The following is a 12,500-nucleotide window of genomic DNA, read 5'->3' on the forward strand; positions in this document are numbered from 1 at the left end:
TACCAATTCGATTCGTTTAACATTTCATTCCGCATCAAATCACCCATACGGAAATCGCCTTTCCGACCGGCCGTTTTATGCAAACGAAAACTAAAAACCTACAAAAGCAAAACCCATACCAATGCCTACTTACCCATTTCATTTAGGTTACGATCTGAATGGAAGTCACCTTTTTCAAGGTTCTAGGTAGAACGATTCCGCGCTTGGCGCGTGCTGAAAATGCCTCTTCAATTGCCGTCGGCCCAAAGGTCTTCTCGTATTTGTCCGCGACCAAACTCAACTTACTGCCCGGCTGGAAAGCAAACACGGCGTTCACATTCTGACCTTTCGGCATTTGAATTAATTTATTACCTTTACCTTTAGCAAGCGCCGGCAATTCTTCCGCTTTAAACACCAACATTCTAGGTTCGTCGGTAACGACGACCACCCAATCATCCGGCTGAACTTTCGCAGGAACCAGTACCGAAGACTTGTCCGGCAAACTCAGAATGGTTTTACCGGCTTTGTTTTTGGAATACAGATTCTCCAGACTCGTGATAAAACCGTAACCTGCCGAGGAAGCTAGAATGATCTGTTCGTCTGCCGATCCTAGCAACACATGTCTGAAATTAGCGCCCGCCGGAGGACTTAATCGTCCGGTTAAAGGTTCGCCGTGACTTCGCGCCGACGGCAAGCTGTGCGCCGCCAACGCATAGGCTCGTCCGGTATCGTCTATGAACACACAGGTCTGTCGGCTCTGTCCGCTGTCTTGACTGCAAAATGCATCGCCCGATTTGTAGCCCAAGCTCATACCGTCGACATCGTGACCTTTCGCCGCACGCACCCAACCGTTTTCAGAGAGTACGACGGTCACGGCTTCCGACGGCAACAGATCCTGCTCGCTCATCGCCTGAGCCAAACGTGCCTGTACCAATGGTGATTTTCGTTCGTCGCCATAGGTTTCCGCATCTGCCAACAACTCTTTTTTCACCAAGGTTTTCAAACGGGTGGCGCTGCCTAAAATCTTTTCCAACTTCTGTCTCTCGGCTTCCAACTCGGCCTGCTCGGTACGGATTTTCATCTCTTCCAAACGAGCCAAATGACGAAGTTTCAATTCCAGAATCGCTTCGGCTTGCAAATCACTGATCCCGAAACGCTCCATCAAAACCGGTTTCGGTTTCTCTTCCTCGCGAATAATCGCAATAACTTCGTCGATATTCAGAAAAGCGATCAGCAACCCGTCCAAAATATGCAATCTCGCCAACACCTTATCCAAACGGTACTGTAAACGACGACGCACGGTCTCTGTACGATAAGTCAGCCATTCGGTGAGCATACTCTTCAGGTTTTTAACCTGAGGACGGCCGTTCAAACCAATCACATTAAAATTGGCTCGATAACTTTTTTCCAAATCGGTGGTTGCACACAAATGCAGCATCGCGGTTTCGACATCCACTCGTTTGGAACGTAATTCCAAAACAAAACGAACCGGGTTTTCATGATCCGACTCGTCTCGTAAATCCACCACCATCGGTAATTTCTTGGCGCGCATCTGCGAAGCGATCTGCTCCAATAGCTTGGAACCGGACACCTGATAAGGCAATGCATCGATGACCACATTGACGCCGTCTTCTACATGATAACTGGCACGCTGGCGAATGGCCCCGTTACCAGTTTCATATAATTTCAACAATTCACTGCGCGGCGTAATAACCTGTGCGACATTCGGATAGTCCGGCGCCGGAATATGTTCCATCAATTCTTCGGTTGTCAACTTGGGGTTATCCAAAAGAGCCACACAGCCGTTAATGACTTCTACCAGGTTATGCGGTGGGATATCGGTCGCCATCCCCACCGCGATTCCGGAAGTTCCGTTTAAAAGCACATGAGGAACGCGGGCAGGCAACACGAGAGGCTCATCCATCGTACCGTCAAAGTTAGGTGTCCAATCGACCGTACCTTGCGCGACCTCTTCAAGCAGCAATTGACTGAATTTGGATAGTCTGGATTCGGTATAACGCATCGCGGCAAACGATTTGGGGTCATCCATCGATCCCCAGTTTCCTTGCCCGTCGATCAATGGATAACGGAAAGAGAAATCCTGCGCCATCAACACCATCGCTTCGTAACAAGCGCTGTCGCCGTGCGGATGGAATTTACCGAGTACATCCCCGACGGTTCTCGCGGATTTTTTGTATTTGGCGCTTGCTTTCAAACCCAACTCGGACATAGCGTAAATGATTCGGCGCTGTACCGGCTTCAGGCCATCGCCGATGTGCGGCAAAGCACGGTCAAGGATAACGTACATGGCATAATCTAAGTACGCTTTTTCAGTAAAACTGGCAACAGGTAACTGTTCAATCCCTTCATAGTTAATCACTTGCTGAGACACAATCCACTCCTAACTTAGTGCTCTTTATCAGTTAATTTGCCCACGGCGCAAGAGACAAACGATTTCGCCTTGGCGCCCGTTGCCCGTAACCCTTCGACACTGCCTACTTGAGGATACCCCATTTTTTGCAACTGCAAGAGTACCTGCTCCAGCAAACCCTCTTCGGGAGCCGCACTGTCGACTGCGATGCATACAACACCTTGAGCGACATCAACATCGACCTGTTCAACACCTTCCAAACCCAACAACTGTTTGCGAATACTGTTTGCACAGCCGCCGCATTTTATATTCTCAACTGCAATTTCCAAGCCCATAATCCCACCTTGGCAAACCAACCGCTAAAATTCATCTATTTCAACGCAATAATCTAACACACTTCCATAATCGGTGTACCCGCCACAGACAAATTTTAATCACAATACAAAAGCAAACTTCCTCAGCACGCCAATAACCAAGCAAAACACTGGGTTAATAACGCGTTTCAAGCTACAATGATACCCCTAATTGCCTAATTCCAAACTGCGAGCCATGTCGAACTTCTTCAACCGTTATACTCAACTGCCGAACCATTTTTTCAGCAAGGTTCAGCCCGAATCATTGGCGAATCCAACATTGGTACATCGTAATCTGTCTTTGGAAGAAAGCCTGGGGCTAACCCTATCCGCACAAACCGTATTGGAGATGGTATCCGGGCAGAACCTCCCGGCCGGATGCGATCCGCTCGCCCAGAAATACACCGGCCATCAATTCGGTTATTACAACCCGGACCTCGGTGACGGCAGAGGATTACTGCTCGGACAGTGTGAAGACGATCAACAACAAATTTGGGATCTTCACCTCAAAGGTTCAGGACAAACTCCATACTCCCGCAGAGGCGACGGCCGTGCCGTATTACGTTCCGCTATCCGCGAATATCTGGGCGGCGAAGCGCTTCACGCCTTAGGCATTCCTAGTTCCCGTTGTCTGGCGGTTTGCCATAGCCAAGAAACCGTTTGGCGCGAACAGATGGAGCCCCGCGCCAGCTATATACGCGTCGCCAAAACCCATGTGCGCTTCGGTCATTTCGAATGGTTGGCACAACAACAGGACGTTGCAGGATTCAAACTTCTCGCGGACTATGTCATTGAAACGATCTACCCTGCGCTAAAACAAATTGATGAAAGTGACAGATATGGGGAATTATTATCCGTCATCTGCCAAAAGACGGCTGAATTGATCGCAAGTTGGCAGTCCGTCGGTTTTTGTCACGGCGTTTTAAACACCGACAATATGTCAATCGCAGCGGAAACCTTCGACTTCGGCCCTTACGCTTTTATGGACGACTTCAAGATACACCATATCTGTAACCATTCGGATACCGAAGGTCGTTACGCTTACAGTCAACAACCGAGCATCGGCTTATGGAACTGCCAAGTATTAGCCGCCTCTTTTGGACTGGTACTCAATCAAGAGCAGCAAGAACATGCCGTCAACGAATATGTTGAGACATACAACCGAAGTTATCTGGAAAAGATGCGCGCTAAAATCGGCCTACAAGAAAATTTTGAAGAAGACCGCAAGATGGTGGCCGACCTATTGATACTGATGGATCAATCCGACTTGGATTTTCAGCACTTTTTCTTGCGACTTGCCGATTTTGAAACCGAACAGGCCTGTCTGGACGCGCAATGGCTACCGGATTCGAAATACTGGCGTATCTGGTTAGAACGTTATTACATTCGACGCACGTTGGAGTTGAATCCGCAACAATGTAACGAATTGATACTCAAAAACACACCAAAATTCGTACTTCGAAACTACATCAATCAAGAAATTATCGAAGCGGCGGAACAAGGGGATTTCACTTTATTGGAAACTTGTTTTGAGGCCATCCAGAATCCAATGAGCAAACACCCCTCTCTGCCCGAACGTTATTACCAACCTCCGCAAAGTGCATCCCAAAAAGGAATCGCTCTAAGCTGTTCCTCGTAGAGCCATACTTTAAACACTATTCCGACAGGCTTTGAACAACGAATTCGACCTACAAACTTGAAACAAAACCCTAGATTATGTAATAAAATAGAACGAAAGCTTGGGAAGTAAAAAGTCGAATATCATCGGCCTCAGAAAAATTTATTCCCGGCAAATCAATCACGCAAAACAACAGATTTAAGGTTTATAAAAACAAGAATAAGTGCGAACCGAATGGACTCTACGACTAAAAACACCGTCAAAACCGATCGAAAAATAATCCTTTACGGTCGCAACGGCCACACCCAGGCACAACTGGTAGATTTGTCTCCCGAGTGGATCGGCGTGCTTACCGCAAGAGGGGCAAGAGTGGGAACCGAACTCGAAGTCGAATTTGAATTGCCGGCTTTCGAGCATTTTGTGCTGTTAAACTTAGTGGGAAAGGTCACTCACCGCCATAATTCCGGAAACCAAATCTACTTATCCATCGAATTCAACAACATCGGCGAAAACGATCAAGCCGCTATTAAAGACTACATCAACTACAAACATCGCCTTAGCAAACTCAGTCAACGCATTATCAACGACTGATTTGAAATCCGATTTATACCGCATAGCCATACAACTTCACGGCTATGACGAAATATTTCTAAACCCGATGAATCTGCTTTAATTCTTCCAATTGGCGTGAATAATCGTTTTCCCGCTGCGGAGAAGGACCCAGGGGATCCGGGGTTAAGGGTTCTTCCAGAAGCACTTCGAAACTTCCTGCAACGGAATGCGCCAAAGGCTCTAACTCATACCCTCCGCCCAAAGAAAGCGCCAAGCGACCGCCGCACAAATCCTGTGCCGCCCCCTTCAATTTTTGTAATAAACGATTGAAACCGTCAATACTCACACGATGTTCCGCAAGCGGATCGCGCCAATGTGCATCATAGCCGGCAAAAACAATAATCTGCTGAGGCTGAAAAGCCTGCAGCTTCGGCAAAATCACTTCGTCGAAAACCTTTAGGTAAGCTTGGTCACCGGCTCCACTGCCGAAAGGACAGTTCACATTAGTGCCTTGCGCTTCACCTTCGCCGACCATTTCGGCTTTTCCGGTCATTGGCCAATAGGGATGCTGGTGAATCGATACCGCCATGATACTCGGATCGTCTATCGTTAAATCCTGGGTTCCGTTACCGTGATGCACATCGAAATCGACGATCGCCACCCGTTTTACGCCTCGGTATTTTTGCAACGCCCTAGCGGCAATCACATCCGAATTAAACAGACAGAATCCCATCGCCCGGTTTTCCAAGGCATGGTGCCCCGGTGGGCGCAACAAAGCGAAGCCGCTATCGACTTGACGGTCGTAAACGGCAAGATTCAACTGGATAGCTCCGCCAGCTGCCATCTTTGCCGCCTCGAAAGAGACCGAATTTAAATAGGTATCGCCCACGTAAGGATCGAAAAAACCGCCACCGTATTCGCTGATACTTTCAATTTCATCAATGTAGTTTTGGGAATGCGCCCAACGAAGCTCTTCATTACTTGCCAAACGCGCTTGAACCGGAGTCAATTTTTCCCATAAACTCCGACGTTCCAATTCCTTATCAATCGCCACCAGGCGTTGGGCATTTTCCGGATGCTCGGGTAGGTCATGTTCAAAAAACAACTTATCCAACACAACACCGGTACTTCGTACACCCGGTCGCACCGGAGTTCCACAACCGACTGTGGTCAAAGACGCTGCGGACGCCAAGCCCAGTTTCAATACATTCTCTATAAACTGTCTACGTCCGCTCATTTTGCTCTACTCCGTTAGTTCAAGATTTTTAAGGTTTCCTTAAACGCTCGCAAATACACATCACCATAATTCACTCGGCTTTGTTGTGCTTCACTCTGCTCAAAAGACTTTGCTATATTAAGAAGTCGGCCATAATCGCCGCGCTCTTCCAACAACCCATCGACAATTCTTTGCTGCAAAGGCAATTGACTGAGCGCCTGTTCCAACGGCTGATTCATGATGACATCCAGCAACGAAAATAAACCGGCTAAATAAAACGTGTTTTCAAACGGCAAACACTCTCTGATTGCCACTTCACGCATAAAGGTTGCACGAGTCAATGCCATCACAAAAATCTCCGGAACCACTTCCCCGGCACATTCCATGGAAATCATGGTACTCCAGGCTTGAACTCGCTTCAATCCGAAAAACATCAGGACTTCACGGATATTACTAAACTCCGGCATGTCACTGGTTCGATACTGCCTCGCCATTTTCAGCAACTTGTGCGACAGTCCGACATCGCGTTCTACAATCGTTTCAAGCTCTTCCAAAGAGATATTCGGATCGGAAACCCCTTTCAACAATTCCAATAGATTGAACTTTGCAACCGATATCTTTTTTCCTTTGAGAACGTCCGGTTTGGCGAAAAAATACCCCTGGAACAAGTCACAACCTGCGTTCATACAAGCCTGATAGATCTCTCTAGTCTCGACCTTCTCGGCCAAAAGTTTGGCTTTAGTGAGATTTTTGATCTTTGAAAATAACAAGGGAATTTTATCGATAGAAAGCCTGTTCGCTTCAATCTTGATGATGTCAGCCAACTTCAAAAAAGGCACGTACTCTTTCTTAAAAACGAAATCATCCAATGCAATCTGAAAGCCCAGAGATTTGAGTCGCTTTAAACCGGCAATCACCTCTTCAGTCGGCCGAATATTTTCAAGCACCTCGATAACGATGAAATTAGGATTGAACGGAGGTTCAACTTCGGCATGAAAGAACGATTCAGGAAAGTTTACATAAGCCTTATAAGGCCCCACTAACTCATCAATACCAAACCCCAAAAGAGCGTTAGAAATCACGGATTCAGTAGCTCGGTCAGGGCAATCGAACTTCGCTGAATCGTGAGAATCACTTCCACGGAACAACAGTTCATACGCGACCAAATCACGGTTTCTATCTATGACAGGCTGACGCCCGATGAAAATATCTGCTGTAGTCACAATAACTCACACTATAATTAAGGAAGATACATATTCGTAAAATCGCTTATTATATAGTAAAAGTACGCACTTGTAACTATAGCTTTACTTTTTGTAGGTATTTTGCCCTATCCAAATTCCTTTCAAAGGTGTCGGCCCTAGTAACAGATTGCTTCATAAGGCTGTAAAAGAGGCTTTAACCCTTTTAAAGAAAACCGATAAGTTTTTCCCTCTATGGAACGGTGCGTAAACTGCAAACTCACACGTTCACCACTCATTAAATCGTCAAGCAATCCCTGATAAGCCCGTTTCATTTCCGCCATTGAACGAAATTTTTGTGCGTCCACTTCAATTCGTATTTTATTGGATCGTTCTTCAACCGTATCAATTGCTTTTAAAATCCCTTGGATTGCCGCAGGATGTGTTGCCGTTTTTCCATCGATTTTATAATCCACTTGAATCAAGCGAGGCACGTCACTCAAAACCTCATCATTAAAAAGCACGACTTGCAACAGAGGGAAAGGCGACATACCGGTACAGGTCACACCAAAAAAAGCATCTCTATCCTCTAACTTAGTGAACAACTCAAGCTCTTGCACGCTTCCCTGCATATCTTTATAAGTGGTCAAATGGTAATCGTGAAGCACTTGCTGCTCGGATTCGGCAAAACTCAAGCTGCTAAACATCGACATAACCCAAACCATAAATAATCTTTTTACCAAACCCCTTCCCCCTAAGTTTTATTGATAGATATGTATAATCTATTAGAAATCGTATACTTAAAACTCTATATTCAATACTAGAACAGCCCTACATAAGGTCGATTTCTTATATTCCGGCCTTTTTAGACATCGTCACCTAAAGACATGTGAGAACCGACCATGCAAAACAATGGCAACATTACCCAAAACGAATACGTTTTAAACGACAATCTGACGATAGTATCCCGTACAGACCTGCATGGCAACATACTTGAGGCAAACGAAGCCTTTATCGAAGCCAGTGGCTACGAGTGGAAAGAACTTGTCGGCCAACCGCACAATATCTTACGTCATCCCGATGTTCCCGCCGTAGTTTTCAAAGATTTCTGGCAAACGCTCCAGTCAGGAAAACCTTGGTCCCAAATTGTTAAAAACCGCAGAAAAAACGGTGATCACTACTGGGTAGTCGCCAATGCCACCCCCATTTTCGAAAATGGCGAAATCGTCGGTTATATGTCGGTCAGAACACCGGCGACCGAAGAACAGAAACGCATTGCCTCCCAGGCATACAAAGACATAGAAGCCGGAAAAATCAAACTGGTCAACGGCGAGATTGAAACTCCCAAAAGCAGAGCCGATATTTTCAATCACTTCAATTTGACTTCGATCGTCTCGTTTCTCTCGACTCTCCTATTGATTTCGATATTCACCTCCCTAACTGTGGATACAGGCATACCCTCCTCTTTTTTCGAAATCTTCGATATTCTAATCATCTTGGTGATACTTTATGCGACCCACGTTAACGGCAGGCGTTTGAAAGAACTCGAAAACCACATCACCTCGATTTCCGAAGGAAACTTCAACAACCAGATAAAAAGCAATGGTAAAAGCCTAATCAGCCGGGTTCTTGGACGTCTTAAATCCATGCAAATCAAACTCGGAGCCGACTTTGACGACACCAAAGCGGCATTGAATAACGCAAAACGCATCGAAAGCGCCCTCAACTCGGCATCCTCGAATATCATGGTGGCCGATCGATTCAGAAGCATAATCTTCATGAACGAATCCGTACGCAAGATGCTTAAGGAAATCGAAACGGATATTCAAAAAGACCTTCCGGAATTTAACGCCGAAAATCTCATACGACAAAACATCGACATATTCCATAAGAACCCTCACCGCCAACAGGACATTTTAGAAAACCTGACGACTACCTATAATGCCCGTATTCATCTTGGCAAAGAGATTGTCGATCTGATTGTCGACCCGATTTTCGACGAAAATAACGAACGTATCGGAACCGTTGCCGAGTGGAAATTGATGACCAGCCAGTTAGCAATTGAAGACGAAATAGAAAATATCGTCTCCAACGCGGCGAAAGGAAATTTAAGCGGACGAATTCATACCGAACGATTGAACGGTTTTGAACAAAAGCTATCTATATCCATTAACCAACTATTAAATAGCTTTTCGGAAACCACACAGAGCCTCAACCACATTCTGTCCCATATGAGTGACGGCGATCTTAGCCAACGCCTGCAAGGCGACTTTGACGGTGAGTTACTGGCTATGAAAGTCGCCGTCAACAATGCCCTATCCAACATCGCCTTGACCTTCGGCAAAGTCAAACTGGGATCACAAGAAATCAGCAACATGTCCAAAGAAGTGTCCGTGGCCAGTGAAGACCTCTCCGATCGAACCCAGCAGCAAGCGGCCTCACTGGAAGAGACCGCTGCCAGCATGGAAGAATTAACATCAACCTTGCAAATCTCAGCCGAGCACTCCGAAAAAGCCAATGAATTAGCTCACGGATCGGCACAACAAGCAGAAGATGGCGTTGCCGTCATGAACCAAACCATGGATGCCATGAACGGTATCAGCGAACTGAGCAAAAAAATCGGTGATATCACCAGCTTAATTGACAGTATCGCCTTCCAAACCAATTTACTCGCACTCAACGCCGCAGTCGAAGCAGCACGTGCAGGCGAGCACGGTCGCGGATTCGCCGTCGTTGCAGGGGAAGTGCGCAATCTGGCACAAAAATCAGCCGAATCCTCGAAAGAGATTTCTGCATTGATCGCAGAGGCATCCACTCAAATTGATCTCGGAACCAAACTGGTCAACCAAACCGGCGCGGCATTCCAAGAAATGGTAAACAAAATTCATGAAGTGGAAACCCTGGTTTCGGAAGTATCAAGCACAACGACGGAACAGGCCAAAGGCATCTCTCAAATTAATCAAGCGATCACCAATCTGGATCAAATGACTCAGCAAAACGCCGCTTTGGTCGAACAGCTTTCGGCAACCGCCGGAAACATGAGTGAACAATCCAAAACTCAAGCTGATTTTGTCGACCGTTTCAACCTGGGTGACTTGAACATCAGTGGACAGTCCTTAACTCAAAGCATCGACTTTACGGAAGCAAAAATGATGCACCACTCCTGGAATGTCAAACTCGAGAATTTACTGGCAGGCCAAAAAACCAATATTGACCATCAAGCGGCGCGAGACTATATGTCATGTCCTTTAGGATATTGGATTCGCACCGAAGGACAAAAATACATTGAAATACAGGCCATGCAGGATCTGATCAATGCACACGAAGCGTTCCACCAATCGTTAGGACAAGTACTGGACGCCAAAGAAGCCGGAAACATCCAACTGGCCAATATAGAAAAAGAGAAATTCATCGCCTGGTCGGATAAGGTCATGGACGCTATTGATCGTTTAGAAGACACTGTCGGCAAAGACACTATCGAAAATTCACGGATCGAAATCGCCGCCCCCGAAACTAGCCGACCAGCCCCTCAGCTCAGCCAAGTAAAACCGGACGACGATAAGCAACTAACCTCCATTACCGTCAAAGAGGCAGAATGGGGAGAGTTTTAAACGTTTATCTAATAAATATAAATAAAGCCAACAGACTTGTTGGCTTTTTCAAGAAAGGTTATTAGCTCTCAAATCATCCAAAAGTATGTCCGTTATATCTTAAAGAAAACGGTTATGCGAAAGAATCATGGAACCTACTTCCAGTAACAGCCTGTACTAAACCCAAAATAATGCTAATTGACTCCAATAATAACGGAGGAATGCTTAGCTGGTATCGTCCTTATTTGGGTTTCTTTAATGATAAGCATCCGATTGAAATAATCATAAAACCCCCAACAATTTTGATGGAACTTAGCAGACTTTTTGAGCATCTTTTAAATAAGTCATCTTCTAATAGCAACACCAACCCTGCACTATTTAAAGGATTAACTGCAAATGAGTGCCTGAGCATATTAAATTTCATATCACACTTTCTGGCCTAAACAGAGGGAGAATCACGACTGGTCACTCAGGATAATCTCTCCATTGCTTCTCAATATCAAAAGGCTTATTCTCTCATTAAAAAATGGCGGCCACTTTTGCAAAGTTCGCAGTGCAGAATACAACAGTTTTGAAATCCATCTTTCTGCTCTAAACGATCTTGAACAAAGGAGTATGAAATATTGGGGGCTTAGAAGGCTTGATTTGTGAGCACCTGCTCCGGCGGTTAACAACGAGGCTTCTTTTCGAAAGATTTAGGATTTACCCGTGCCTCCTGCATCTACCGGTTGGGGCATTGGATTCATGGGCAAAAAGGGCGAATAGTCGAGAAATTCCCACTTCAACTCTACTGGAATCACACTTTCTTGCCAGTTTTCCAGTTTAAACTCCCAGTAGTATAACTGGCCGTATTCTGTTCCGTTTGTTGCATATTCATGCCTTAACATCTCAACTTGTCCCGTTAATTGCAGTATACGATTATTCTCAAAGTCAGGAAAAACAAGACCTGCATAAGGGTAGCTTTCAAAGTTTCCTAGAGTATTGAACATACCGTTCCCAGCGTATTCTGGAATACGTAGTCGTTGAGTATTTAAAATTTCAATAAAACCTGGGCGACCTCCGCGATGTGATGCATCACAACCTGCTTGAGGGTGCGCACTGGCAACAAAAAAAGTATCGGCACGAGACAATTGCTCACATTGCTCTGGTATAAGTCGTTCTCCGCTTGCCGTGTTTGTTTCCAGTGTATTCATAATATTGCCGGACATAGTCAGATTTCGTGTCTGGATATATTTAGGGCAGTTAGGGTAGGAACGATCAACTTCTATCAAGTAACTGTTACTATCCTGTCGAACTCGTCCATTGATGCGTAGCCGCTTACGGCTACTCAGTTCTATTAGCAAAATACCGATTTCAGGGTCTTGATTAAGGTTTTGCCAAATCGGATCACCGATTGCGCTCACACATAACGTCTGCTCAAGACGTAATTGACTTTCGGATTCAGCATTAAGGAATCCTGGTGAACCAAATAATATTGATGCCCAGACATTACCTTTTACATCTCGACTGGAAACCACAGCCATAGTCTGCTGACTGATGAAATTAATGGCAGCGTCAGGTATAAACCGCCGAATCACTCTTTCGCTCGAAACAGCTAGTGTTCGAGCTCTGGTTCGAGCCTGAACAGCCAGTTCACCTTC

9 protein-coding genes are annotated in these 12,500 nt (G+C 45.7%); 3 read left to right on the forward strand and 6 right to left on the reverse strand.

Annotated elements, in window-relative coordinates; all coding sequences use genetic code 11:
* Positions 1-142: 142 nt before the first annotated feature.
* Together parC and ABY044_RS07165 are read right to left on the reverse strand one after the other, a co-directional pair.
* Entirely contained in the window at positions 143-2,371 is a 2,229-nt protein-coding gene (gene parC, locus ABY044_RS07160) for a DNA topoisomerase IV subunit A (protein ID WP_373019541.1), read from the reverse strand.
* A 14-nt stretch (positions 2,372-2,385) separates the two neighbouring features.
* A complete protein-coding gene (locus ABY044_RS07165; RefSeq protein WP_373019542.1) occupies positions 2,386-2,685 on the reverse strand; it encodes a heavy-metal-associated domain-containing protein in 300 nt (99 codons plus the stop codon).
* 190 nt (positions 2,686-2,875) lie between these two features.
* On the opposite strand from ABY044_RS07165, the gene ABY044_RS07170 reads away from it, so the two are divergent.
* Positions 2,876-4,342, forward strand: coding sequence for a YdiU family protein (locus tag ABY044_RS07170; protein ID WP_373019543.1), 1,467 nt, complete (start codon positions 2,876-2,878; stop codon positions 4,340-4,342).
* Between the two features lie 213 nt (positions 4,343-4,555).
* Positions 4,556-4,912 (forward strand): PilZ domain-containing protein, encoded by a 357-nt coding sequence (locus tag ABY044_RS07175; protein WP_373019544.1) that lies wholly within the window; start codon positions 4,556-4,558, stop codon positions 4,910-4,912.
* 58 nt (positions 4,913-4,970) lie between these two features.
* Here ABY044_RS07175 and ABY044_RS07180 read toward each other — a convergent pair whose 3' ends face one another.
* From ABY044_RS07180 to ABY044_RS07190, 3 genes are all read right to left on the reverse strand, one after another.
* On the reverse strand, positions 4,971-6,110 hold the full coding sequence (locus tag ABY044_RS07180) for a histone deacetylase (protein ID WP_373019545.1): 1,140 nt from the start codon (positions 6,108-6,110) through the stop codon (positions 4,971-4,973).
* Between the two features lie 14 nt (positions 6,111-6,124).
* Positions 6,125-7,312, reverse strand: a complete 1,188-nt coding sequence (locus ABY044_RS07185) for an EAL and HDOD domain-containing protein (protein WP_373019546.1) — start codon at positions 7,310-7,312, stop codon at positions 6,125-6,127.
* Positions 7,313-7,449: 137 nt separating this feature from the next.
* Entirely contained in the window at positions 7,450-7,983 is a 534-nt protein-coding gene (locus ABY044_RS07190; protein WP_373019547.1) for a hypothetical protein, read from the reverse strand.
* 189 nt (positions 7,984-8,172) lie between these two features.
* On the opposite strand from ABY044_RS07190, the gene ABY044_RS07195 reads away from it, so the two are divergent.
* Positions 8,173-10,881, forward strand: a complete 2,709-nt coding sequence (locus ABY044_RS07195; RefSeq protein ID WP_373019548.1) for a methyl-accepting chemotaxis protein — start codon at positions 8,173-8,175, stop codon at positions 10,879-10,881.
* Between the two features lie 674 nt (positions 10,882-11,555).
* Here ABY044_RS07195 and ABY044_RS07200 read toward each other — a convergent pair.
* Positions 11,556-12,500, reverse strand: a 945-nt coding sequence (locus tag ABY044_RS07200; protein WP_373019549.1) for a pyridoxamine 5'-phosphate oxidase family protein, incomplete at its 5' end; no start/stop codon positions are given.

The sequence above is a fragment of the Thiomicrorhabdus sp. genome (genome assembly GCF_041583835.1).
GTDB lineage: Bacteria > Pseudomonadota > Gammaproteobacteria > Thiomicrospirales > Thiomicrospiraceae > Thiomicrorhabdus.

Coding starts and splice junctions, on each gene's coding strand:
- ABY044_RS07165 (WP_373019542.1), bottom strand. CDS start 2,685: ATGGGCTTGGAAATTGCAGTTGAGAATATAAAATGCGGCGGCTGTGCA.
- ABY044_RS07175 (WP_373019544.1), top strand. CDS start 4,556: ATGGACTCTACGACTAAAAACACCGTCAAAACCGATCGAAAAATAATC.
- ABY044_RS07180 (WP_373019545.1), bottom strand. CDS start 6,110: ATGAGCGGACGTAGACAGTTTATAGAGAATGTATTGAAACTGGGCTTG.
- ABY044_RS07190 (WP_373019547.1), bottom strand. CDS start 7,983: ATGTCGATGTTTAGCAGCTTGAGTTTTGCCGAATCCGAGCAGCAAGTG.
- ABY044_RS07195 (WP_373019548.1), top strand. CDS start 8,173: ATGCAAAACAATGGCAACATTACCCAAAACGAATACGTTTTAAACGAC.